This window comes from Nocardioides sp. JQ2195 (assembly GCF_012272695.1).
Taxonomy (GTDB): domain Bacteria; phylum Actinomycetota; class Actinomycetes; order Propionibacteriales; family Nocardioidaceae; genus Nocardioides.
Genome location: NZ_CP050902.1, coordinates 2,392,291 through 2,413,867, shown reverse-complemented (window position 1 = coordinate 2,413,867; position 21,577 = coordinate 2,392,291). Strand labels below are relative to the sequence as shown.

The 21,577-nt window shown below is 69.8% G+C and carries 25 protein-coding genes; 9 read left to right on the top strand and 16 right to left on the bottom strand.

Features of this window, described 5'->3' with window-relative positions; genetic code table 11:
- Position 1 precedes the first annotated feature (1 nt).
- Positions 2 to 262 (bottom strand): hypothetical protein, encoded by a 261-nt coding sequence (locus ncot_RS11465; protein ID WP_206064945.1) that lies wholly within the window; start codon positions 260 to 262, stop codon positions 2 to 4.
- A 313-nt stretch (positions 263 to 575) separates the two neighbouring features.
- Between ncot_RS11465 and ncot_RS11460 the strand changes: the two genes are divergently transcribed.
- Positions 576 to 1,787 carry an HNH endonuclease signature motif containing protein gene (locus ncot_RS11460; RefSeq protein ID WP_168617725.1) on the top strand — a complete coding sequence of 404 codons (1,212 nt, stop codon included), beginning with the start codon at positions 576 to 578 and terminating at the stop codon, positions 1,785 to 1,787.
- A 236-nt stretch (positions 1,788 to 2,023) separates the two neighbouring features.
- On the opposite strand, the gene ncot_RS11455 is transcribed toward ncot_RS11460, so the two are convergent.
- A complete protein-coding gene (locus tag ncot_RS11455; RefSeq protein WP_168617724.1) occupies positions 2,024 to 3,055 on the bottom strand; it encodes a YihY/virulence factor BrkB family protein in 1,032 nt (343 codons plus the stop codon).
- 137 nt (positions 3,056 to 3,192) lie between these two features.
- Here ncot_RS11455 and ncot_RS11450 point away from each other — a divergent pair, with 137 nt between their 5' ends.
- A complete protein-coding gene (locus tag ncot_RS11450; protein WP_168617723.1) occupies positions 3,193 to 3,855 on the top strand; it encodes a hypothetical protein in 663 nt (220 codons plus the stop codon).
- 1 nt (position 3,856) lies between these two features.
- On the opposite strand, the gene ncot_RS19510 is transcribed toward ncot_RS11450, so the two are convergent.
- The 3 genes from ncot_RS19510 to ncot_RS11435 all read right to left on the bottom strand — a co-directional run bounded on the left by ncot_RS19510 (position 3,857) and on the right by ncot_RS11435 (position 5,714).
- Positions 3,857 to 4,216 carry a YtxH domain-containing protein gene (locus tag ncot_RS19510; RefSeq protein WP_206065436.1) on the bottom strand — a complete coding sequence of 120 codons (360 nt, stop codon included), beginning with the start codon at positions 4,214 to 4,216 and terminating at the stop codon, positions 3,857 to 3,859.
- A 180-nt stretch (positions 4,217 to 4,396) separates the two neighbouring features.
- A complete protein-coding gene (ddaH, locus tag ncot_RS11440) occupies positions 4,397 to 5,161 on the bottom strand; it encodes a dimethylargininase (RefSeq protein ID WP_168617722.1) in 765 nt (254 codons plus the stop codon).
- 31 nt (positions 5,162 to 5,192) lie between these two features.
- Positions 5,193 to 5,714 carry a hypothetical protein gene (locus ncot_RS11435; protein ID WP_168617721.1) on the bottom strand — a complete coding sequence of 174 codons (522 nt, stop codon included), beginning with the start codon at positions 5,712 to 5,714 and terminating at the stop codon, positions 5,193 to 5,195.
- A gap of 156 nt (positions 5,715 to 5,870) precedes the next feature.
- Between ncot_RS11435 and ncot_RS11430 the strand changes: the two genes are divergently transcribed.
- A complete protein-coding gene (locus ncot_RS11430) occupies positions 5,871 to 6,212 on the top strand; it encodes a DUF1801 domain-containing protein (RefSeq protein ID WP_168617720.1) in 342 nt (113 codons plus the stop codon).
- Between the two features lie 56 nt (positions 6,213 to 6,268).
- Here ncot_RS11430 and ncot_RS11425 read toward each other — a convergent pair whose 3' ends face one another.
- On the bottom strand, positions 6,269 to 6,664 hold the full coding sequence (locus ncot_RS11425) for a VOC family protein (RefSeq protein WP_168617719.1): 396 nt from the start codon (positions 6,662 to 6,664) through the stop codon (positions 6,269 to 6,271).
- Positions 6,665 to 6,810: 146 nt separating this feature from the next.
- Between ncot_RS11425 and ncot_RS11420 the strand changes: the two genes are divergently transcribed.
- A complete protein-coding gene (locus ncot_RS11420; RefSeq protein ID WP_168617718.1) occupies positions 6,811 to 7,431 on the top strand; it encodes a hypothetical protein in 621 nt (206 codons plus the stop codon).
- A gap of 64 nt (positions 7,432 to 7,495) precedes the next feature.
- On the opposite strand, the gene ncot_RS11415 is transcribed toward ncot_RS11420, so the two are convergent.
- On the bottom strand, positions 7,496 to 7,960 hold the full coding sequence (locus ncot_RS11415; protein ID WP_168617717.1) for a hemerythrin domain-containing protein: 465 nt from the start codon (positions 7,958 to 7,960) through the stop codon (positions 7,496 to 7,498).
- Between the two features lie 257 nt (positions 7,961 to 8,217).
- Here ncot_RS11415 and ncot_RS11410 point away from each other — a divergent pair, with 257 nt between their 5' ends.
- Positions 8,218 to 8,571 carry a TraR/DksA C4-type zinc finger protein gene (locus ncot_RS11410; RefSeq protein ID WP_168617716.1) on the top strand — a complete coding sequence of 118 codons (354 nt, stop codon included), beginning with the start codon at positions 8,218 to 8,220 and terminating at the stop codon, positions 8,569 to 8,571.
- On the opposite strand, the gene ncot_RS11405 is transcribed toward ncot_RS11410, so the two are convergent.
- Positions 8,558 to 9,079 carry a hypothetical protein gene (locus ncot_RS11405; RefSeq protein ID WP_168617715.1) on the bottom strand — a complete coding sequence of 174 codons (522 nt, stop codon included), beginning with the start codon at positions 9,077 to 9,079 and terminating at the stop codon, positions 8,558 to 8,560. The genes ncot_RS11410 and ncot_RS11405 overlap by 14 nt on opposite strands.
- Before the next feature lie 45 nt (positions 9,080 to 9,124).
- Positions 9,125 to 9,559, bottom strand: a complete 435-nt coding sequence (locus ncot_RS11400) for a hypothetical protein (protein WP_168617714.1) — start codon at positions 9,557 to 9,559, stop codon at positions 9,125 to 9,127.
- A gap of 167 nt (positions 9,560 to 9,726) precedes the next feature.
- Between ncot_RS11400 and ncot_RS11395 the strand changes: the two genes are divergently transcribed.
- Positions 9,727 to 10,899 carry an SGNH/GDSL hydrolase family protein gene (locus ncot_RS11395; RefSeq protein ID WP_168617713.1) on the top strand — a complete coding sequence of 391 codons (1,173 nt, stop codon included), beginning with the start codon at positions 9,727 to 9,729 and terminating at the stop codon, positions 10,897 to 10,899.
- 54 nt (positions 10,900 to 10,953) lie between these two features.
- On the opposite strand, the gene ncot_RS11390 is transcribed toward ncot_RS11395, so the two are convergent.
- Positions 10,954 to 11,364, bottom strand: coding sequence for a VOC family protein (locus ncot_RS11390; RefSeq protein ID WP_168617712.1), 411 nt, complete (start codon positions 11,362 to 11,364; stop codon positions 10,954 to 10,956).
- 35 nt (positions 11,365 to 11,399) lie between these two features.
- Entirely contained in the window at positions 11,400 to 12,242 is an 843-nt protein-coding gene (locus tag ncot_RS11385) for a phosphatase PAP2 family protein (protein WP_168617711.1), read from the bottom strand.
- Positions 12,243 to 12,389: 147 nt separating this feature from the next.
- Here ncot_RS11385 and ncot_RS11380 point away from each other — a divergent pair, with 147 nt between their 5' ends.
- The 3 genes from ncot_RS11380 (at position 12,390) to ncot_RS11370 (ending at position 14,433) form a co-directional block, all read left to right on the top strand.
- Positions 12,390 to 12,635, top strand: a complete 246-nt coding sequence (locus ncot_RS11380; protein ID WP_168617710.1) for a hypothetical protein — start codon at positions 12,390 to 12,392, stop codon at positions 12,633 to 12,635.
- A gap of 165 nt (positions 12,636 to 12,800) precedes the next feature.
- Positions 12,801 to 14,180 carry an MFS transporter gene (locus ncot_RS11375; RefSeq protein ID WP_240937874.1) on the top strand — a complete coding sequence of 460 codons (1,380 nt, stop codon included), beginning with the start codon at positions 12,801 to 12,803 and terminating at the stop codon, positions 14,178 to 14,180.
- Between the two features lie 16 nt (positions 14,181 to 14,196).
- Positions 14,197 to 14,433 (top strand): hypothetical protein, encoded by a 237-nt coding sequence (locus ncot_RS11370; RefSeq protein ID WP_168617708.1) that lies wholly within the window; start codon positions 14,197 to 14,199, stop codon positions 14,431 to 14,433.
- 40 nt (positions 14,434 to 14,473) lie between these two features.
- On the opposite strand, the gene ncot_RS11365 is transcribed toward ncot_RS11370, so the two are convergent.
- The 5 genes from ncot_RS11365 to ncot_RS11345 form a co-directional block, all read right to left on the bottom strand.
- On the bottom strand, positions 14,474 to 16,918 hold the full coding sequence (locus ncot_RS11365; RefSeq protein WP_168617707.1) for a phosphoketolase family protein: 2,445 nt from the start codon (positions 16,916 to 16,918) through the stop codon (positions 14,474 to 14,476).
- 120 nt (positions 16,919 to 17,038) lie between these two features.
- Positions 17,039 to 18,832 carry a thiamine pyrophosphate-requiring protein gene (locus ncot_RS11360; RefSeq protein WP_168617706.1) on the bottom strand — a complete coding sequence of 598 codons (1,794 nt, stop codon included), beginning with the start codon at positions 18,830 to 18,832 and terminating at the stop codon, positions 17,039 to 17,041.
- A 58-nt stretch (positions 18,833 to 18,890) separates the two neighbouring features.
- Positions 18,891 to 19,928, bottom strand: coding sequence for an SDR family oxidoreductase (locus ncot_RS11355; protein WP_168617705.1), 1,038 nt, complete (start codon positions 19,926 to 19,928; stop codon positions 18,891 to 18,893).
- A 96-nt stretch (positions 19,929 to 20,024) separates the two neighbouring features.
- Positions 20,025 to 20,303 (bottom strand): hypothetical protein, encoded by a 279-nt coding sequence (locus tag ncot_RS11350; RefSeq protein ID WP_168617704.1) that lies wholly within the window; start codon positions 20,301 to 20,303, stop codon positions 20,025 to 20,027.
- A 126-nt stretch (positions 20,304 to 20,429) separates the two neighbouring features.
- Positions 20,430 to 21,506 carry a hypothetical protein gene (locus ncot_RS11345; protein ID WP_168617703.1) on the bottom strand — a complete coding sequence of 359 codons (1,077 nt, stop codon included), beginning with the start codon at positions 21,504 to 21,506 and terminating at the stop codon, positions 20,430 to 20,432.
- Between the last annotated feature and the right edge of the window lie 71 nt (positions 21,507 to 21,577).

Below are 21,577 nucleotides of genomic sequence, written 5' to 3'. Positions count from 1 at the left end.
GTCAGGGTGCGACCCCGTCGGTGCCATCGGTCCCATCCGCGTCGGCGCCGTCGGAGTCCGTGCCGTCGGAGTCCGTGCCGTCGGAGTCCGTGCCGTCGGAGTCCGTGGTGTCGCCGTCGGCGGTGTCCGTGGCGTCGCCGTCGGTGCCGTCGGCGTCTCCGCCGTCAGTTCCGTCGGCGTCGCCGCCGGGAGCCGGTGCGCTGCCCGTGGGCGTGGTGGTCATGTCGTCGTCGCTGAGCGGTTCTTCCGGGGTGGTGGTCATGGTTCCTCCTGTGTGGGCGTGGTCGTCGCCCGGGAGGGCCGACGCTCCTGATGGCGCAGTACCCCGTCGCGCGGATGCGAAGCCGTCGTGCAGAAAACTTCTCCACGACGGGCGATTTGCTCTGGCGACCTGGTTCGAACAGGTGTACGATGAACGCAGTTCATCCGACGATGTGGCTAGGTGGTCGTGAAGGGCCGGTCGAAGTCTGGTGGATAGATGCATCACGGTCAGTAATCGCCTGCCGAGGAGGCCTCCGGCATCGCAGTGAAGTCCAACCTGCGTGTGTGGAGGAGTGATCGTGATGATGCACCCGATGACCGAGAGTCTGGGTTCGGTGCGCGATGCGATCAGCGCCATGGGCGAGTTCGAGCCGCTCTATGTGCCGGAGCCGCAGAAGCGTGAGCTGCTGCGCGGCCTGGCTGCCGCACAGGCCCAGCTGGCCGCGGTGCGGTTGAAGGTGATGGCGGTCGCCGGAGACGTCGCCGCACGAGACGGGGCGAAGGACGTGGCGACATGGATGGCCGCGGACCACCGGATCGCGCCGGCCGAGGCGCGCACCGACTTGGCCCTGGCCACGACGTTCGACGTGCGGTGGCAGGCAACGGCGGCGGCCTTGGCGGCAGGTGACGTGCACCTCGACCAGGCTCGCGCGATCGCCGATGCCCTGGACGGGACCCGTGACGACCTCAGTGCGACCAAGCTCCTCGAGGCGGAGCAGATCATGCTGACCGCGGCCAAGAAGCTGGACGCGGCCGGGTTGCGCAAGCTGGGGCGTGGGCTGGCCGATGTGGTGGATCCCGATGCGGCCGAGGAACGTGAGGCCAAGCGGTTGGCCGAGGAGGAGAAGCACGCTGCCGAGAAGGCCAAGCTGACGTTGACCCCGAAGGGGGACGGCACGACCCGGATCGCCGGGGTGTTGCCGAATGCGGTGGCCAGGCGCCTGTCGACCTGTCTGGAAGCCTTCGCGCAGCCGCGCAAGCAGGCAGCGGAGTCCGACGGTCGCCGGGTGCCCCACTCGAGGCTGCTGGCGCGTGCGTTGGGAGACCTCCTGGAACGCATCGATCCCAGCCGCCTGCCCGATCATGGGGGCGACGCGACCACGGTGATCGTGACCCTCAGCCTCGAGCAGCTGCGCACCGACCTGGCCTCGGCCGGGATCGGGTTCAACGACGACGTCGCGATGACGGCGGCGACCGCGCGGCGGCTGGCCTGCCAGGCCCAGATCATCCCGGTGGTGCTCGGTGGCGAGGGACAGATCCTCGACGCCGGCCGTCGATCGAGACTTCACCATCCGATGCAACGCAAGATGATCCGGCTGCGTGACGGGCAATGCCAAGCCGCTGGGTGCACCGTGAAGGCCGAGTGGTGCGAGATCCACCACCTGGTCCCGTGGTCCCACGGCGGCAAGACCTCCGTCAAGGACGGAGTCCTGCTCTGCAGCCATCATCACCACCGGGTCCACGACCAGGCCTACCTGCACGAGCGACAACCCGATGGATCCTTCCGCTTCACCCGGCGCACGTAGGCCGGCGAAGCGCAGTCCGGTGTTCGCTCAGTGGTCGTCGCGGTGGTGCTGCGGGGGCAGCTGTGGGCTGTCGTGCACCTCCTCCGAGGTCAACGTGGTCGGTCATGGGCGTGCGGTACCCGCTTCGGCACCAGCCACACGGCGTACGCCGGCCGGGCGAGAGGTTGCCGGCCGAGCGGGGGGCACGCGGACAGGCAGCTCGACGTACGTCGGAGGCGCGGCGGGCGGGCAGGGCTCTACACGTCCTGGTCCCCGCCGCGCGTGCGCCGGAGTCGCCGCCCACGAGCGATGTCCTCGCGCTCCTTGGCGGCCGCCTTCTCGCTCTTGCGGGTGTCGCGAGCCGGCAGCTGGATGCTCTCCTCGGCGGGGATGCCGGCCTGGAGCTCGCGGGCCCGCTCCAGCTCGGCATCCAGCTCGGCACCGAAGAGCAGGGCGAGGTTCGTCAGCCACAGCCACAACAGGAAGACGATGGCACCGGCGAGGGAACCGTAGGTCTTGTTGTAGCTGGAGAAGTTGGCGACATAGAAGCCGAACCCCGCCGACGCGATGATCCAGACCACGATGGCCAGGACGGCACCCACACTGATCCAGCGGAACTTCGGCTGCTTCACGTTGGGGGTGGTGTAGTAGAGCAGCGCCACGATGAGCACCACCACCGCGAGCATCACCGGCCACTTGGCGATGTTCCACACCATCACCACGCCGTCGCCGAGGCCGATCGCGTCTCCGACGGCCTGCGCGGCGGGTCCGGTGAGCACCAGTCCGAGGGCGACCACGACGACCAGGGCGACCGTGATCAGGGTGACCAGCAGCATCGCCGGGCGGAGCTTCCAGATCGGACGTCCCTCGTCGATCTCGTAGATCCGGTTCATCCCACGGCCGAAGGCGCCGACGTACCCCGAGGCCGACCACAGCGCGGCAGCGAGCCCGATGACCAGGCCGATCCCGGCACCGGAGGCCGTGCTCAGCTCGGTCAGGGTCGGCTCGAAGGTTTCCGCAGCTCCTCCGGCCCCCACGTCCCGGAGGATCTGCAACAAGGTGTCGACGGTGCTGGGGCCCTGGCCGACCAGCCCCACCAGCGACAGGATCGCCAACAGTGCCGGGAAGAGCGCGAGGACGGCGTAGTAGGTCAGCGCCGCAGCCAGGTCGGTGCACTGGTCGTCGGCGAACTCGCGAGCCGTCTTGCGGGCGACGTAGAACCAGGAGTGCTTGGTCAGGTCACCGGGGGAGTCGGGCTTGTCCGCCTGGGCGGCCACTTCGTCGGTCATCTCGTGCCTTCCTGTCGCGCAGGGTCGATGCCCTCCGGTGCCCACTCGACGCAGCAACATGCGCAACCACGTCGCGACAACATGCGCGATCGCTTTGTGGGTACTGGAACCTCACCTCGAGAAGGGACCTGTTCTCCGTGGATCCACGATCGTTCGCCGCACGCCTCACCCGCAGCGCTTCCAGTGCCGGCGGGCAGTTGCTCGCCGCGGCGACCGAGGCCGTGGCGCGAGTGCGGCCGAGCGCCAAGCCCCTGCACCCGCGGGGCGAGGTGTGGAGCGCCCGGGTGATCCGCCACGGATCGCCCGAGCACATCGGCGTGAGCTGGGTGGACGAGCTGGGGGAGGACGACGCCGTCGTCCGGCTCTCTGCTGCGGTCGGGTTGCCGACGTCATGGCCGGACATCCTGGGAATGGCGGTGCGGGTGGAGGTGCCCGGCGGGCACGCCGACCTGCTGCTCGCCACCACCGGATCGGGAAGGCTCTCCAGGTTCGTGCTGCTCCCGGCCCGCTCCGCGCAGGGCCACCGGCACACCAGCCTGCTGCCCTACAAGGGACCCGAAGGCCCGGTCCTGTTCGCCGCCGAGGCCTCGGCCCCGGACCGCTTCGACCTGCAGCACTCCGGCCTGACCGGTGAATGGATCACCTTCGGGGAGCTGCACCTGCTCGAGCGCCAGGAGGGCGACACCTCGTTCGATCCGATCGAGGTGGGGCCTCTCCCGGGGCTTGAGCACTATGCCTGGGTCAACCGGCTGCGGGAGCCGGCCTACCGCACGGCGCGGCGCAGCCGGGCGGAACCCTAGGTCACCGGGGCACCTCGCCCGGGGTGGCTGGGCCGGTGCCGAGGGCACCGAGATCCGCGGTCGTCTCCGGGTCACTGCCGGCCAGACCGGCATCGAGGCCGGTGGTGGGTTCGCCGGATCCGTGGACCTTGTGCTTCGCGGCCGAGACCGTCTCGGAGGCCTTCGACCTGGCCGCCTCGGCGGCGTGCCCGGCCTTCTCCCCGGCCAGGTCGCGGGCCTGCTCGGCCTTCGCCCGGACCTTCGGGTTCTGGCCGAAGTCCTTGGCACGTCGCACGATCTGCTCGTAGCGCTCGCGTCCGGCGCGTGCGCCGAGCACGTACCCGGCACCGAGGCCGATGATCATCTTCAGCTTTCCGTTCATGGTTCGCTCCCTTCGAGTCACCCCTCGGTGCCCAATCGCTGTCACCTCATGCGCGACCTGTGGGTTCTTGATGCGCGAGCGGTGAGTTCTTGATGCGCGCGAGCGGCGGGTTCGTGATGCGCGAGCGGCGGGTTCTTGATGCGCGAGCGGCGCGTTCTTGATGCCGGCGGCTGGCGTGCGTCAACCGCGCAGGCGCACTGACAAGCAGGTCACGCAGCCCTCGAGCTTCTCGAACTCGCTCATGGCCACCGCCATCACGCGCAGGCCGCGCGCCTCGTAGAGCTCTCGCGTCCTGGGCGCGCTGCTCGACATCAACACGGTGGCCTCGTCGAGCAGGACGACGTGCGCGCCGGGTTCCTCGGGCACGCTGAGGTAGCGCGACCAGACGCTGGTGTCGTCGACCAGGTCGTCGTACCCCACCACGGTCCCGTCGGGCAGGGCGGTGACCGCCGACTTGAGGTGCAGCACCTTCGTCAGCGGTACGCCGACCACGTCCACGCCCAGTGGTGCGAGGTGGCGGGCCAACTGGTCGAGGCCCGCCCGGTTGGTGCGGCCGCCCAGGCCCACCCACATCGTCGTGCCGTGCTTGAGCACGTCGCCGCCGTCCAAGGTCCCGGGAGCCTCGATGCGGGCGACCCGAAAGCCCAGCTCGAGCAGCGTGTGCTCGGTGCCTGCGGTCTCGGGCTTGCGTTCGTCAGCGCCCGGACGGGTGATCACCGCGAGGTCGCCGAACACCACGACCGTGTCCTCGACGAAGACCGAGTCCGGGCAGTCCGGGGCGGGCGAGACCTCGATGGTCTGCCAGCCCTCGGCCTGCAGCGCGGCGACGTACCCGTCCCACTGCCAGTGGGCCAGGTCGACGTCGACGGGCACCCGATCGAGGTGCGTGAGCAGCCCCTCAGCGAGGCGCGGGCTGGGACGGCGGACGAGCGCGCGACGGTTCATCCGTCGATCCTCTCGCAGTCAGCAGCCCCGATCATGTGGACGGCGTACTGCCCGGCGAGTCCTTCCCGATGGTCTTGGCCACGTCAGCCGGAGTGGCGTCCATGGTGCTGGGGTCAGCCGCGGCGTCGATCCGGTTCGTCGGCTTCGTGGCGGGCTTCTTCTTCGGCTTCGGCTTCTCGACCGGCGCCGGGTCGAGTCCGAGCTCCTCGGTCACGTTCACCGGCTCGGGCTGGGCCTCCTTCACCGCAGTGGGTTCCGGGCGCCCGCTCTCGGCGCTCCCGCCCTGGGCGGCGTACGTCGCGGGCTCGGCCTGCGGCGCAGCAGTGGCGGAGTCCGTCCCGGTGGACTGCTCCTCGGAAGGGGTGGCCTGGCGTCGACCGGTCAGGGACGACACCGCGCCGGCTGCTCCGGCTGCCACCGACCTGGCCACGTGACCGCTCGTGCTCAGGGTTCCCTTGGCCAGACCGATCGCCCTCCCGGCGGCGGCCGCCGAGATCTTCAGGGATCCGGCCGTGACGTTCTTGATCTTGCCCAGTGGTTTGTTCCCAGCCACGAGGGGCTCCCTTCTCTCGTCGTCAGATCAGATGCGGGACCGGAGGTCCCACATCGAGCCAGTACCCGATGCGGCGGGCCACACACATCTCATCGATGCACGGTCAGGATCGGTAGGGCCAGGATCGGTACGGCCAGGATCGGTAGGGTCTGGAGCATGAGCGATGACTGGCGCAATGAGACTGTGGAGCACGTTCGGGCCCTGATCGAGCGGGCCGAGCCCGAGGTCATCGAGGAGGCCAAGTGGCGCAAGGCCTCGAATCCTGACGGCGTCCCGACGTTCTCGTGCGACGGGTTGATCTGCACGGTCGAGACCTACAAGGACAAGGTGAAGCTCACCTTTGCCAAGGGAGCGTCGCTCGACGACCCCTCCGGCCTCTTCAACGCGAGCCTGGATGCCGGCACGCGCCGTGCGATCGACATCCGCTCGGGCGACTCGCTCGACGAGGACGCGTTCGTGGAGCTGATCAAGGAAGCGGTCGCGCTCAACCGTTCCTGACCGGCACCTCGGGTCCCGCCGCGCCGGAGGGACGGCTCGGGCGTGGCCTGCCGGCGTCATGAGCGGTCCGACCGAGCCTCGTCGCGTGTCGGCATGAACAGCTCGACCGGGTTGCCGGCGGGGTCCTCGACGATCACCTGTCGCCCGCCGACACCGTCGATGATCTCGCTGCGGAGCACGGCTCCTGCATCCCGCAGGGCCGCGACGTTGCTGTCGAGATCGTCCACCTCGAGCAGGAATCGGTTCCACCCGCCGGGCTCGGGACGGGTGCCGTCGGACATCGCCTGCCCGCCACCGCCCGGGGCGCTCAGAGCCAGGCGCAGGTCGCCCCGGCTGAGCATCGCGAAGGTCGGGGCGGGATGCGACACCTCGGTGAAGCCGAGCTGGTTGCAGTAGAAGGCGATCGCGGCATCGACATCATCGACGATGTAGCGGACGCTGACAGTGGCCACGGCAGTTCCTCTCACGGGCCTTCCACGCTACGCCTCCCGGCGGCCGTTGGCATCGGGAGAGACATCGGTATCGGGTCAGACATCGGTCGGGACAGACGTCGGTATCGGGGAGAGGGGGTGTCGGTGCCCTCCTGTAGGAATCGCAGATGACCACAATCCTTGAAGCCGCAGCGGTCAGCGTGCGTCTGCGCCGGCTCTGGCTCGGTGAGATCGCCCGCTCGACACAGCTGGCAGCCAGTGACCTCGCCGACGCCGTCCACGACGTCCAGCTGAGCCGGGTCGCCGACACGCTCGTGGTGTCGGGTGCCTACGACTTCGGTGTCGGTGATCCGTTCGACAGCGAGCTCGGTGAACGCCTTCGGCAGCGGGTGGTCCGGCTGAGCGGAGGAACGGTGACGACAGTGGAATGGAGCTTCGACCCCGACCTGAAGCCGGTTCGTCGCCCGCAGTCGAGCGACCTCGACATCTTCACGCCGGGTGACCCCGCGCTCGAGGAGCTGCCGACGATGCTGGTCCGGCTGCGCGACCGTCTGCCACCGCTGGGCGCCGAAGCGCGAGAGACCCTCGGACGGCTCCGGCTCGTCGCCGCCTCCAAGCACCGCTTGTGGTTCGCGGCGCCGTCCGTCGCCGTCCGCGACTCCCTGGCCCGGGTCCCCGGAGCGCGAGGGGCGCTCACCACGGCGGTGCAACGCGTCCAGAGGCACGACCTTGCTCTCTACCGGGTCGTCGTCGACGGAAGCCACCGAGCCAAGGGTCTGCTCCTGTGAAGCCTTCTCCTGTCGTCTCCACGAGCGAGCCGGTGTAGCACGCTCACGGTCAACGAGCTCCCGGTCAGCGGGCGCCCTCGCAGACCCAGCCGCCGGGCAGGGTCCCGTTGTCGATGAAGTCGGCCAGCTCGGCCGCAGCGTCCTCGGGAAGATCACTCTCGGCGTGCGGATAGATGATCGGCTCCTCCTTGCTGTTGTGCGCGTCGAGACGCGCGAGGAGATCGCCGCAGAGCTCACGCAGCTGCTCGAGGTCGGGCTCCTCGGCGGAGACGGCGACTGCGAGGGCGTCCATCACCGACCAGAGCTCACCGTGCTCACGCAGCATCACCATCACCGGCATCATCAGCCCGCCCTGCCGCAGCGGCGGGAAGAGGATGGTCTCCTCGAGATGGATGTGGCGTCGCAGTGCGGCGAGCGCGGTGAGCAGTGGTTGCGCGCTCACGTTGTCGGCTTCCAGCTCGTTGACGAACTCCTCGATGCCGGCGTCGATCTCGTGGTGCTCGCGGATCAGTGCCTCGGAAAGGTTCATGATGCCTCCTGGTCCTGATTCGACCAGATCACCCGTTCGGCGGCAACGGCAACGCGGCGACGACGGCGACTCGGCGCAGCGGCAGCAACGGCGGCAATGGTGACAGGGCGCAACCGCGGCAATGGTGACAGGGCGCAACCGCGGCAATGGTGACAGGGCTCGACGGCGGCAACGGCGACGGATCCCAGCGAGTGTCAGGATGGTGGCATGGGTCTTCAGCAGCTCCTCGACCACGTGAACGGCGGGTCCGCTCGGTCATGACGGACACGGACGCGGCACGTGCTCGGCTCGAGGCCGAGCGGGAGGCGACGCTGGAACGCCTGGCCAGCCTGAGTGACGACTTCGACTCGGTGGTGGAGGCCTCGCGGGACACCAACGCCGACGACGAGCACGATCCGGAGGGGGCCACCATCGCCTTCGAGCGGTCACAGACCGGGGCGCTCGTCCGGCAGGCCAAGCAGCACCTCGAGGAGATCGGCGCGGCGGTGACGCGGCTGGACGCCGGCGCCTACGGAACGTGTGAGTCCTGTGGCGAGCCGATCGGCGAGGGAAGGCTCGAGGCCCGGCCCGTGGCGAGGACCTGTATCCGGTGTGCCGTCACTCGCCGGTGAGGGCGGCGCGCACGGCCGGACGCACGCCCACCGGAACGTTGGAGCGTGGTCGATAGCTCGCCAACGGCACGATGTCGTGCTCCCGCACCACCTCGGAGATGTTGCACATCATCGCCTCGAGCTGCTCTCCGGTGCGACCGGTCCCGGCTGTGATGTCGGCGAGCACCTCCGAACGCCGCAGGGGCCGACCGGCATGCTCGGCCTGCAACAGGCTGAGGTAGCCCTCCACCGCCGTGGCGATCTCCTCCGCAGACCAGGCCCGGCGGGCCAGGTCCGGCACCGCCGTGCCCGCCGGCAACGCCCAGCAACCGGCTTCTTCGACCAGCAGGTTCCCAGCCTCGGCCATCGCCTCAGCAGTCGTGCGCAGGTCGATCTGCCAGGTGAACAACAGGTCCCCGGCCGATCGGAGGTCCTCCTCGTGCCGCGACCAGACCACCTTCGCCACCTGCAGCGGAGATGCGGTCGTGCCGGCGGCACCCAGTGCCTCGAGGATCCAGGAACTCAGCAACAGGTCAGGCTTCACCCCGTCAGCGTGCCACCCTTCCAGCAGTTGTCAGTCCGATGACATGCCGGCGACCACGGCCAGGATGATCGTGAACACGCCGCAGACCGCTTCGGTGACGGTGACCCCGACGTGGTCGTGCGGAGCGAGGATGGCGCTGAGCAGCAGCCCGGCTCCGGCCGCGCCCGCCACCACGGGGGCGATCAGCTGTCGACCCTGGCTGGTGACGATCCTCAGCGCGGCCAGGCCGACGAACAGGGCCAGCGGCGCGTCGCGGAACGACGTGCTCCGGCCCACCGCTCCATGGTCGACGAAGAACGGTTCGGCGAGGAAGACGATGGCCGGGACGGCGAGCAGCAGCCACCCGGCCAACCTGCTCGTCGGCATGGCTGCACGGGCCGGTGCCTCGAGCGCGGGTCTGCTCAGCGGGCCGTTCGCGGGCAGACGGTGGTGGGGGTCGGGTGCTGCAGGCGTGCTCATGCTCATGGTGAGGTCCTTCCAGATCAGGCGGGGCAACGATCCGTCGAAGGGTGTTCGGCGCAGGGCCCGGTTCGGGCCACCAACCTCATGTCTAGACCCACGAGTGCCGCCACACAAGCGACCACGGTCGTCGACGGGGCCCGGCAGGGCCGGGGGGCCGATATCGTGCCCACGTGTCGAACTTGATCGAGGTGCCGATCGTCCCGGAGCTGTTGCGCGGACTCGTCGAGCTGGAGGACACCGGGCGTGGCCTGCGGCCGCACCGGTTGCCGTCGTGGGCTCGCACGCAGGCCGCTGATCCCCAGCTGGACATGGCCGAGTCGCAACCCTCTGGCGTACGCCTGGTCTTCCGCACGTGCGCCACCAGGCTGGAGCTCGAGACCATCCCCACCAAGCGTGAGTACGTCGGCGCGCCGGTGCGACCTGACGGGATCCACGACCTGGTGGTCGACGGCGTGCTCGCGAACCAGGGCTCGGTGCCCGGTGGCGACACCTTGGTCATCGACATGTCCGCCGGCTCCTTCGAGCACCGGCAGGGTGATCCCGGGACGATCCGATTCGACCGTCTGGCCGCGGGGGAGAAGCTGGTCGAGATCTGGTTGCCCCACGACGAGGCCACCGTGCTGGTCGCACTCCGCGCGGACGCGGCGGTGGCTCCTGCTCCTCGGGACGCTCCCGTGTGGCTGCACCACGGCAGCTCGATCAGCCAGGGCTCCAACGCCACCCATCCGACCGGCACCTGGCCGGCGGTCGCTGCGCGTCGCGCGGGCCTGGACCTGCTCAACCTCGGCGTCGGTGGCAGTGCGCTCGTCGATCCGTTCACGGCGCGGACGATCCGGGACACTCGTGCCGACCTGATCAGCCTGAAGCTGGGCATCAACGTGGTCAACCAGGACCTGGTGCGACTGCGCGGCTTCCGTGCGGCCGTGCACGGCTTCCTCGACACCATCCGCGAGGGCCACCCCGAGACGCCGCTGCTCCTCATCTCGCCGATCCTGTGCCCGATCCACGAGCAGGTGCCCGGGCCCAGCCTTCCCGACATGAGCGCCCTGCAGGAGGGGCGGCTGTCGTTCGTGGCCGGGGGCAGCTCCGACGAGGTCGCGGTCGGCAAGCTCACCCTGGAGTCCATCCGTGCCGAGCTGGAGCGGATCGTGGACGAGCGCGCCCCGTCGGACCCGCACCTGGCCCACCTCGACGGCCGGGAGCTCTACGGCGCAGCCGATGCCGAGGAGCTCCCCCTCCCGGACGCGCTGCATCCGGACGGTGCCACACACCGGCGGATCGGAGAGCGGTTCGCGCAGTGGATGACCGGCACCGCCGGGTGGGTGCCGCCGACCGACCACTGACGACCCGCTGCCCGAAGCCGGCGTGCTCCGGCGGTCTGGGCGAACGGCTCGGGCTCAGCCCTCGCCGTTGCCGATGTTGACCAGCCACTCGACGCCGTACTTGTCGGTGAAGCCACCGAACTCGTCACCCCACATCTGCTTCTCCAGCGGGGTGGTGACGGTGCCGCCCTCGGACAGCTTGGCGAAGTGCTCACGGAGCCGGTCGTCGTCACCGGAGATGCTGATGGTGATCCGGCGGCTCGGTTGGGCGACGTCCATCCCGGGCGGGGTGTCGGCGGCCATCAGGGCGTAGCCGTCGTCAGTCTCGAGGAACGAGTGCATGACCAGGTCCTTCTCGGGGCCCTCGGCGCCCATGGCCCCGAAGGTCATCACCTCGGGCGTGCCGCCGAGGACCGATGCATAGAACTCCATCGCCTCGCGGGCGGTGTTCTCGAACTGGATGTAGGGGTTGAGCCGTGATGCCATGAGTTCCTCCTCGGCAACGGGATGGGCCCACCACGCTAGTCCCGTCGGAGCGCCGGCGACAGGGGTCGCGGCCGGGTGCGTGGACGGATCTCTGGCGGGGCCCGTGGCGGGGTCCGTGGCCGACGGCGACCGTGCCACCAGGACGCCCCGAGCAGGGCGGCGATCACGATGGCGTCACCGGCGACGACGTCGAGGAAGTAGTGGTTGCCGGTCAGCACGACCGCCATCACCATCAGGGGCGGGAGCAGTCGCCCGGCGACACGCATCCAGCGATTGCCGGACTCCCGCACCAGGGCGATCCCGACGAGCAGGTCCCAGCCCGCGTGGAAGCTCGGCATGGCGGCGTACGGGTTGGTGAACTGCGGTGGTTGCAGCACCCGGTAGGCGTTGGTCCGGGTGGTGACCGTGTCGATGAACCCGAGGTCCATCAGCCGCGGGGGAGCGACGGGGTGCAGGGCCACGATGGCCATCCCGACCAGGCCCGAGAGCAGCAGGGCGTCGCGGTAGACGGGGTAGGCGCCCGGCCGGCGGAGGGCGAGCCACACGAGGACGGCGGCGATGACCGGCCAGTGACCGTAGATGTAGATCGCGTTCAGCACCGTCATCGCGCCGGGTACGTCGAGTGCCACCGCCTGGGCGGGCTGCTCGACGAAGATGCCGAGGATGCGCTCGAGGGCGACCACGCCGTGCGCGTTGCCGGTGGCGGTCACCGTGTCGCCGACGGTGAGGCCGCGGACGCCGAAGTAGGTGGCCACCGCGACCAGCAGGAGGACCAGCTGCCGCGCCAGGAAGATGCTCCGAGCCCGTTGCCGAGGGCGGGGCCGGAGGGGTGCGGTGGCCGGGTCCTGGTCGCGGACCGGACGGTCGAGGAGGGTCACACCGTCAGGTCACCACCGGTGACCGTTGCCGCACATCCGGTTGTTCCCCCGGATGCACCCTCGCCCCGGGATCAGGGATCCCTCAGGGGAGCGGAACCCGGCTGGTCGATCGCGCATGGGATCGCGAGGATCGGGAACCGGGACCCCATGACTGAAATGAACCAGGACGATGCCCGCATCGAAGCCCTGCACCGCGTGGTCGAACGAGTCAACGCGTGGCAGGAGACCGCGACCGAGGGCACCATCGAGGATGAGCTGGACAAGGGCCTGCGCGAGGCAGGACTGACCCTGACCGACGAGCGACGCGAGCTCCTCGCCGAGCAGATCTCCGCGGGCAGGGAGGTCGACGTGGCAGCCATCGCCGGCGCCTCCGACGAAGGCGGACCGGCCTGACGGCAGCCGAGCGGCTCCCCGCCCGCCGCCGGCGGGCACGACGCCGCGAGGAATGCTCAGGCCGACAGGGGGTACCTGCGAGGCATGTCCACTGCTGAACTTGGTCGCGTCACCACAGACATTCCGGCACGGCTGGACCGGTTGCCTTGGGCTCGATGGCACTGGATGGTGGTGATCGGGCTCGGCACCGTGTGGATCCTCGACGGTCTCGAGGTGACCATCGTCGGTTCCATGTCCGAGGCGCTGAAGCCAGGTGGCACCGGTCTCGGGCTCAGCAACTTCGACGTCGGCCTCGCCGGCGCGGTCTACGTCGCCGGAGCCTGCACCGGCGCCCTGTTCTTCGGCCAGCTGACCGACCGGTTCGGCCGCAAGAAGCTCTTCCTGATCACGCTCGGCGTCTACACCGTCGCCACGGTGCTCACCGCGTTCTCGATGAACCCGTTGTGGTACTTCGCGGCTCGCTTCCTCACCGGCACCGGGATCGGTGGCGAGTACGCCGCGATCAACTCCGCGATCGACGAGCTGATCCCGGCGGCGTACCGCGGACGCGTCGACGTCGCGATCAACGGGTCCTTCTGGATCGGTGCTGCTGGAGGCTCGCTGCTCACCATCCCGCTGCTCGACCCCACCCTCGTCGACCCGGCGTGGGGCTGGCGGCTGGCCTTCGGGCTCGGCGCGGTCCTGGCCCTGGGCATCCTCGTCGTACGTCGCAACGTGCCCGAGAGCCCGCGGTGGCTGTTCATCCACGGACGTGAGGACGAGGCCAAGCGCATCGTGGAGGGCATCGAGGGCCGGGTCCGGGAGGAGTCCGGGCGCGAGCTCCACGACGTGGACGAGACGATCACCATCCGGCAGCGACGCACCATCGGGATCGCGGAGATCGCCCACACCGTCTTCAAGCTCTATCCCAAACGCACCATCCTCTGCTTCTCCCTCTTCGTCGGTCAGGCCTTCCTCTACAACGCCTTCTTCTTCACCTACGGCGACACCCTCACCACGTTCCTCGGTGTGAAGCAGACCGGGTGGTACCTCGCGATCTTCGCGGCCAGCAACTTCATCGGCGCGCTGGCCCTCAGCCCCCTCTTCGACCGGGTGGGCCGGGTGCGGATGATCTCGGGCACCTACATCCTGTCCGGGGTGCTGCTCGCCGGAGCGGGCATCTTCCTCGGCCAGGTCACGGCCGTCTCCCTGACCGTCATCGGAGCGATCATCTTCTTCTTCGCCTCGGCCGGCGCCAGTGCGGCGTACCTCACCGCGAGCGAGGTCTTCCCGATGGAGACCCGGGCGCTGTGCATCGCGTTCTTCTACGCAATCGGCACGGCGGCCGGTGGCATCAGCGGACCCCTGCTGTTCGGGGCACTGATCGAGAGTGCCGCCAGCAGCGGTGACATCACCAAGATCGCGCTCGGATACTTCATCGGCGCCGCGTTGATGATCGGTGGCGGAATCGTCGAGGCGTTCCTCGGGGTGCGAGCCGAGGGGCAGTCCCTCGAGAGCATCGCCCAGCCGCTGACGGCCGAGGACGCCTCGAGAGCGGACGCCTGAACAGAAGGAGAGAACCATGCCCATGCCCCCGCCCAAGCCGACCACGGAAGGCAGTCGCGACCGAGGGGTCGCCCACGAGGAGAGGCAGATAGTGAAGGCACTGCGCGCGAACGGACCGCAGTCGCCGGACGAGCTGGCCGCACTCGTCGGTGCCCCCTACTGGGAGAAGGGTCGCTTCGAGCGAGCCCTGTCCTTCGCGCTCGCCGACGGCTTCGTGCACCGGACGTCCGAGGGGTCGCTCGCCACCTCCTGAGCGTCCCGGTCGCTCAGCTGCTCCCGTGATCGGGTCGCGGTCAGCCCTCCGGTGCCTCTCGGGCGAACTGTGAGGTCTGCTCCACCGGGCCGGGCGCCCTGCTGAACTCCCAGTCCCGGACCTCGGGCAGGTCCTCCCCGTGGGTGCGCACCCACGTGCGGTGCTCGACCAGCTTGCTCTTCAGGCGATCCCGGACGGCGCCCGCCGTGGCGCGCAGTCGCGGCACCCGGTCGATCACGTCGATGGCCAGGTCGAAGCGGTCGATCCCGTTGAGCACCGTCATGTCGAACGGCGTCGTCGTGGTGCCCTCCTCGACGTAGCCGCGGACGTGGAAGTTCTCGTGGTTGGCCCGGTTGTAGGTCAACCGGTGGATCAGCCACGGGTAGCCGTGGTAGGCGAAGATCACCGGACGGTCCGTCGTGAACAGTGAGTCGAAGTCGGCATCGGAGAGACCGTGCGGGTGCTCGCTCTCGTGCTGCAACCGCATCAGGTCCACCACGTTGACAAACCTGGTCCGCAGGTCGGGGAAGTGCTCGCGCAGGATCGAGACTGCTGCCAGCGCCTCCATCGTCGGCACGTCACCGGCGCAGCCGATCACCACGTCCGGCTCGGTGGCGTCCCGCGGCTCGGTGCCGGCCCACTCCCAGATGCCGATGCCCTTGGTGGCATGGGTGATCGCCTGGTCCATCGGGAGGTACTGCAGGGCGGGTTGCTTGCCGGCCACGATCACGTTCACGTACTGCCGGGAGCGCAGGCAGTGGTCGGCCACCGACAGGAGGGTGTTCGCGTCCGGCGGCAGGTAGACGCGGATCACGTCCGCCTTCTTGTTGACCACGTGGTCGATGAAGCCGGGGTCCTGGTGGGAGAAGCCGTTGTGGTCCTGGCGCCACACGTGTGAGGTCAGCAGGTAGTTGAGCGACGGGATCGGGCGCCGCCAGTCGATGTCGTTGGTGGTCTTGAGCCACTTGGCGTGCTGGTTGAACATCGAGTCGATGATGTGGACGAACGCCTCGTAGCAGGAGAACAACCCGTGCCGGCCGGTCAGGAGGTAGCCCTCCAACCACCCTTGGCACATGTGCTCCGACAGCGTCTCCATCACCCGCCCGTCGACGGCCAGGTGGTCGTCCCCGGGGAGGATCTCGGCGTTCCAGGTCCGATCGGTCACCTCGAGCACGTCCTGCAACCGGTTGGAGCTGTGCTCGTCGGGCGCCATCATCCGGAACTGGTCACCGTTGGCCGCCATCACGTCGCGCAGCCACCCGCCCAGGACCCGGGTGGCCTCGACGCTCCCGGTCCCGGGCTGTTCCACGGCGACGGCGTGCTCGCGGAAGTCCGGCAGCACCAGGCTCCGGGTGAGCACGCCGCCGTTCGCGTGCGGGTTCGCGCTCATCCGGCGCTCGCCGGGCGGGTGCAGGTCGGCGACGGCCCGGACCGGGCGGCCCTCGTCGTCGAAGAGCTCCTCGGGACGATAGCTGCGCAGCCACTTCTCGAGGACCCTGCGGTGGTCGTCGTCCTCACGAGCGTTGGCGAAGGGCACCTGGTGCGAGCGCCACGAGCCCTCCACCTGCTTCCCGTCGACCTGCTTCGGCCCGGTCCACCCCTTGGGGCTGCGCAGCACGATCATCGGCCAAGCGCGGCGAGCAGCCGGCCTGCGCTTGGCCGAGCGGGCTTCCGCCTGGATGTCGCCGATCTCGTCCAGGCAGTGGTCGAGGGTGGCGGCGAAGGCTTGGTGCATGGAGGCGGGATCGTCACCCTCGACGACGTACGGCGTGTGGCCGTAGCCGCGCAGCAGGGACAGCAGCTCGTCCTCCGGGATCCGGGCCAGGACCGTGGGGTTCGCGATCTTGTAGCCGTTGAGGTGGAGGATCGGGAGCACCGCACCGTCCCGGCGCGGGTCGACGAACTTGGTGGAGTGCCAGCTGGCCGCCAACGGCCCGGACTCCGCCTCACCGTCCCCGACGACGGCCGCGACGACCAGGTCGGGGTTGTCGAAGGCCGCCCCGTAGGCGTGCGCCAGGGAGTAGCCGAGCTCGCCACCCTCGTGGATTGAGCCCGGCGTCTCCGGGGCGACGTGGCTGGGGATGCCGCCGGGGAAGGAGAACTGCTTGAAGAGTCGCTGCATGCCGTCGAGGTCACGGCCGATCTCCGGGTAGACCTCGGAGTAGGTGCCCTCCAGCCAGGCCGAGGCCACCATCGCCGGGCCACCGTGCCCGGGGCCGGCGATGTAGAGCGTGTCGAGGTCGCGGGCCGTGATCGCGCGGTTGAGGTGGGCGTAGAGGAAGGTGAGCCCGGGGGTGGTGCCCCAGTGGCCGAGCAGGCGTGGCTTCACGTGCTCGGGTCGGAGCTCCTCCCGGAGCAACGGGTTGTCCATCAGGTAGATCTGGCCCACGGACAGATAGTTCGCGGCCCGCCACCAGGCGTCGATGTCACGCACCTCGGCCCTGCTCAGCGGCTTGCCCTTCACCGTGCTGCGTGTCCGAGTCATGACCGGGCGGTAGCCGAACCTCTCGGATTCATACGTGACTGTCCCGCGGGCGGGCACACGCGCGGGCGCACCCCCGGGCGCACCGCCGAGCACACGGGCCCGGGGCAGGGCAGGTGGTTGTCAGTCGTCACTGCCGTGCGGCAGCGCCTCCTGCAGCTTCGTCCTGATGCCCTCCTTCATCACGCCCCAGCGGCTGGCGTCGCCCTTGATCATCGCCTTCGCGGTGGCCGTCATCTGGTCGAGCGTGGCGTGCGGGGGGATCGGCGGTACGTCGCCGTCGCAGTGCACGTCCAGCACGAACGGCCGGTCGGCTGCCAACGCCGTCGTCCAGGCGTCCGCCAGCGCGTCAGGATCGGTGACCGTGATGGCGCCGAGGCCGATCGAGGCGGCGAAGTCGGCGTAGGAGACGTCGGGCAGCGCTTGGGACTCGACGAACTTCGGCGTCCCACCCATCGCCCGCAGCTCCCAGGTCACCTGGTTCAGGTCGTTGTTGTGCAGCACGGCGACCACGAGCCGTGGGTCGGCCCACTCCTGCCAGTAGCGCCGGATGGTGATCAGCTCCGCCAGTCCGTTCATCTGCATGGCGCCGTCACCCTCGAAGGCGATCGCCGGCCGGTCAGGGTGGGCGAACTTGGCGCCGATCGCATACGGAACGGCCGGGCCCATCGAGGCGAGGGTGCCGGAGAGCGAGCCGCGCATCTCGCCGCGCATCCGGACCTGGCGGGCATACCAGTTCGCGGCTGACCCGCTGTCGGAGGTGACGATGGCATCGGCCGGTGCCCGGGAGGAGAACTCAGTGAAGATCCGCATCGGGTTGATCGGGTCCGCCGGGACGCCTGACTCGGCGTCCATCGTCTCCCACCAGTCGGTCACCCGGTCGGCGATCGACTCCTGCCACGACCGATCGGTCTTCCGCTCCAGCAGCGGGACGAGGGCGCCCAGGGTGGCCGCCGCATCACCGACGAGGTTGACCTCGAAGGGATAGCGCATCCCGATCATCGCCCCGTCGATGTCGACCTGGATGGCACGCGCCTGGTCGAGCTCGGGCAGGAACTGGGTGTAGGGGAAGTTCGACCCGACCATGAGCAGGGTGTCGCACTCCTGCATCATCTCGTAGCTGGGCCGGGTGCCGAGGAGACCGATCGACCCGGTCACCCAGGGCAGCTCGTCGCTGAGCACGTCCTTGCCCAACAGGGCCTTCGCTGCCCCCGCACCGAGCAGGTCCACCACCTGGGTCACCTCGGGTACGGCGCCACGGGCTCCCTGGCCGACGAGGAGAGCGACCTTCTCGCCGGCATTGAGGATCTCGGCGGCGCGCCGGAGCTCGAGGGAGTCGGCCCGGACCGTGCCGCGCTGGACGCCGAGGCTCGACGGCACCATCTTGAACTCGTGCCCGGGCGGGGAGTACTCCAGCTCCTGGACGTCGGCGGGGACGATGATCGCGGTCGGTGCCCGGCGCGCCATCGCGGTCCGGATCGCCCGGTCGAGCACGTTCGGGAGCTGCTCGGGCACGGTCACCACCTGCACGTAGTCGCTCGCGACGTCCTTGAAGAGCGAGAGCAGGTCGACCTCCTGCTGGTAGCTGCCGCCCATCGCGCTCCGGGCCGTCTGGCCGACGATGGCCACGACCGGCACATGGTCGAGCTTCGCGTCGTACAGCCCGTTGAGCAGGTGGATGGCGCCGGGTCCCGAGGTGGCCATGCAGACACCGGGGCGGCCACTGAACTTGGCGAAGCCGACCGCTTCGAAGGCGCTCATCTCCTCGTGCCTGGACTGGATGAACCGTGGCCGGTCGTCGGCCGCGGAGAAGGCGCCGAGGATGCCGTTGATGCCGTCCCCGGGGTAGCCGAAGACCTGCTCGACGCCCCATTCCCTGAGGCGCGCCAACAGCTGGTCGGCAACGGTGGTGGTCATCGAGGTCCCTTCGTCGTCGGATCGGTCCGGCGGTGCGGCAACCATCGCGGACGGGGTCTCATCCGGCCCTCCGTGCCACCAACGCTCCGGCCGTGGCTGCGCCGAGCGCCCCGGCGGCGAGGAGCGAGGAGCGGTGCTGGGAGGACCACTGCTGCGGTGAGTGCGCGTGTGCCCGTCCGCGGAACGGGCCCCGGGCGCCGAAGTCGTGCCCGCCCTCGCCGTCGGCGGGTTGCCACAGGTTGCTCGGTTGGTCTGCGGGCTTGTCGTCCGGGGTCTGCTGCGACGCGAAGCCGGTGCGGGCGAGGTATCGGTCCATCAGTCCGCCGGCGAGGCGGTTCGCCACGATCGTGCCCACCGTCGCGATGCCGACCCAGTAGGCCCGCCGCTCGGGGTGGTCGGCGGCGTGGAGCACGCCGCGGGCTGCCACGTCCGGATCGTAGATGGGTGGCACCGGCTGGGCCTGCTTCGGCAGCTTGGAGAGGACCCAGGTGAACTGCGGGGTGTTGACTCCGGGCATCTGGACCGAGGTCACGCGCACGTTGCTGTGGTCGTGGCGCAGCTCGGTGAGCAGGGACTCGTGGAATCCCCACAGGGCGTGCTTGGCGCCGCAGTAGGCGGACTGCAGCGGAATCCCGCGGTGGCTCAGCGCGGAGCCGACCTGCACGATGACGCCCCGGTCCCGCGGGAGCATTCGCTTGAGCGCGCTTCGGGTGCCGTTCACGAAGCCGAGGTAGGTGACCTCGGTGACGCGGCGGTACTCCTCGGGAGTGATGTCGACGAACCTGGCGAAGACGGAGGTGAACGCGTCGTTGACCCACACGTCGATCGGACCGAGCTCGTCCTCGACGCGCTGGGCGGCCGCGTCGAGGGCCTCGTGGTCGGAGGTGTCCACGGGGATCGGAAGTGGGATCCCGCCGCGGGCCAGGACGTCCTGCGCAGCAGCCTCGAGACCCGCCGAGCCGCGGGCCAGCAGCGCGACCCGGTCCCCGCGCTCGGCGAACATGCGGGCACTGGCGCGGCCGATTCCTCCCGATGCACCCGTCACGACCACCACCCGACGGGTGGCTCCCGCTGCCCGGGGCTCGACCTTCTTCATGGACCTCTCCTCGTCACCGACTTCTGGTCACCGTGTCTTGGCCACCGGCTCTTCGTCACCGGCTCCGCGATCCGGGAGGAGAGCCGGTCCGGCGGATCACTCCGTGTCCTCGGAGGGTTGGTCGAGCGAGGACTCGGCATTCTCCAGCTGCGTTCCCTCGGGCAGCGGGTCCTGCGGGACGCCGTGCTCGGGATCGTCGGGGGAGGTGGGGTCCGGGACGGCTGCCGGGTCCGGGTCGGGCGTGCCGCCCGGGAGCGTGCCGGGGCCACCGGGGTCTGTCGGGGGATCGGTCTCCGGGGGTTCGGCCGGGGGTTCGGTCACGCCGGGGCCGACGTTGGGACGCGTCTGCGGGTCATAGCTCGGGCTCTCAGTCATGCTGGTCGCGGTACCCAGCCAGCGCGCCGCCATGACCCCTGACCGACCAGGAGTAGCCGCGTTCGCCCCGGAGTAACCAGGTCCGCCCGGGAGTAGCCGCGTTCGTCCAGGAGTGACCAGGACCGCTCAGGACTCGCTCACCGGTTGTGACTCCTCCTCGGCGGTGACGGAGGCGAGCACCCGACGGATGGCAGTGACCAGGCCGCCGGCGGCGAAGGTCTCGCCGTTGCTACCGTCCTGCTGCTGCCTGATCGCATCGGCGAACTCGTCCGCGGCCCGGTGCGCCGCCGCGAGCTCCTCGTCTCCCGCGACGGTGGAGTCGACGGAGCGCAGGGCGTCGGCCGCCGTACGGAAGGTGTGCACCGCAGGCGGACGCAGGGTCGGGCCCAGGGCCACCAGCGAGCGGTCAGCGTTCTCCTGGTGCGCCAGCAGGGTGGTCATCTCCTGCACCAGGAAGGAGAGGTGGTTCAGGGCGCGATTCTGGCGGTCCTGCTGGTCGGCGGCACTGCGACTCCATCGGACGCGCCAGTTCATCCGTGAGGCGCTGGACACCTGCTCCATCAGCTCCTGGGCCCTCTGGGTCTTGTCCGCGATCTCGGACTCACCGATGCGCCACTCGTCCTTGGTCGGCAGCGGATCCCGCTCGAGACCGTCCGCGAGGCCGTCCAGCTGGTCGGCCAACAGGTCACGCAGCGCCTTCTGGACGTTGCGCGTCGCAATCATCGGCATCGGGGGTGCCAGCATGTTGACGACCACCCCCACCACCGCGCCCAGCGCGGTCAGGCCCAGGTAGGAGAGCACGTAGGGAGCGGGTTGGGGGCCGCCGACGATCAGGATGAACAGTGCCGAGATCGGCACCCAGCTGGCCATGGAGCCGACGCGCTTCCACGCGCCCAGGAGCGTCCCGATGCCCACCACCAGCCCGATGCCCACGACCTCAGGCAGGGGCGCCCACCGGGCAGCAACGGCCAGGGTGGCCCCCATGGCGATCGCCAGGACCGTCTCCATCGACGACCGCAAGGACTCGGTCAGCCGGGACGAGACCACCACCACGGCCCCGAGCGGTGCGTAGTAGGAGTAGTCGTCGGCCGGCCCACCCAGCGGTTGCACGACCAACCACGCCAGGGCCGCGGCCAGGGCCGCCTTGATGGCGACCGGGATGAGTGGGTAGCAGCCCCAGAGCTCACGCACGGACGTCGCCACGTTCCTGGCGCCTCCCACAGCACACCTCCCGACCGAGTCACCTCCGAGTACCCACCGACGAGTGTGCCATT

What these genes read in the sequence shown, in the direction of transcription:
- ncot_RS11420 (WP_168617718.1), top strand. Translation starts at nt 6,811, where the DNA reads ATGACCACAATCCTTGAAGCCGCAGCGGTCAGCGTGCGTCTGCGCCGG.
- ncot_RS11350 (WP_168617704.1), bottom strand. Translation starts at nt 20,303, where the DNA reads ATGACTGAGAGCCCGAGCTATGACCCGCAGACGCGTCCCAACGTCGGC.
- ncot_RS11415 (WP_168617717.1), bottom strand. Translation starts at nt 7,960, where the DNA reads ATGAACCTTTCCGAGGCACTGATCCGCGAGCACCACGAGATCGACGCC.
- ncot_RS11370 (WP_168617708.1), top strand. Translation starts at nt 14,197, where the DNA reads ATGCCCATGCCCCCGCCCAAGCCGACCACGGAAGGCAGTCGCGACCGA.
- ddaH (WP_168617722.1), bottom strand. Translation starts at nt 5,161, where the DNA reads ATGAACCGTCGCGCGCTCGTCCGCCGTCCCAGCCCGCGCCTCGCTGAG.
- ncot_RS11400 (WP_168617714.1), bottom strand. Translation starts at nt 9,559, where the DNA reads ATGAGCATGAGCACGCCTGCAGCACCCGACCCCCACCACCGTCTGCCC.
- ncot_RS11430 (WP_168617720.1), top strand. Translation starts at nt 5,871, where the DNA reads ATGAGCGATGACTGGCGCAATGAGACTGTGGAGCACGTTCGGGCCCTG.
- ncot_RS11410 (WP_168617716.1), top strand. Translation starts at nt 8,218, where the DNA reads ATGACGGACACGGACGCGGCACGTGCTCGGCTCGAGGCCGAGCGGGAG.
- ncot_RS11355 (WP_168617705.1), bottom strand. Translation starts at nt 19,928, where the DNA reads ATGAAGAAGGTCGAGCCCCGGGCAGCGGGAGCCACCCGTCGGGTGGTG.
- ncot_RS11380 (WP_168617710.1), top strand. Translation starts at nt 12,390, where the DNA reads ATGACTGAAATGAACCAGGACGATGCCCGCATCGAAGCCCTGCACCGC.
- ncot_RS11455 (WP_168617724.1), bottom strand. Translation starts at nt 3,055, where the DNA reads ATGACCGACGAAGTGGCCGCCCAGGCGGACAAGCCCGACTCCCCCGGT.
- ncot_RS19510 (WP_206065436.1), bottom strand. Translation starts at nt 4,216, where the DNA reads ATGAACGGAAAGCTGAAGATGATCATCGGCCTCGGTGCCGGGTACGTG.
- ncot_RS11465 (WP_206064945.1), bottom strand. Translation starts at nt 262, where the DNA reads ATGACCACCACCCCGGAAGAACCGCTCAGCGACGACGACATGACCACC.
- ncot_RS11360 (WP_168617706.1), bottom strand. Translation starts at nt 18,832, where the DNA reads ATGACCACCACCGTTGCCGACCAGCTGTTGGCGCGCCTCAGGGAATGG.
- ncot_RS11365 (WP_168617707.1), bottom strand. Translation starts at nt 16,918, where the DNA reads ATGACTCGGACACGCAGCACGGTGAAGGGCAAGCCGCTGAGCAGGGCC.
- ncot_RS11460 (WP_168617725.1), top strand. Translation starts at nt 576, where the DNA reads ATGACCGAGAGTCTGGGTTCGGTGCGCGATGCGATCAGCGCCATGGGC.
- ncot_RS11390 (WP_168617712.1), bottom strand. Translation starts at nt 11,364, where the DNA reads ATGGCATCACGGCTCAACCCCTACATCCAGTTCGAGAACACCGCCCGC.
- ncot_RS11375 (WP_240937874.1), top strand. Translation starts at nt 12,801, where the DNA reads ATGGTGGTGATCGGGCTCGGCACCGTGTGGATCCTCGACGGTCTCGAG.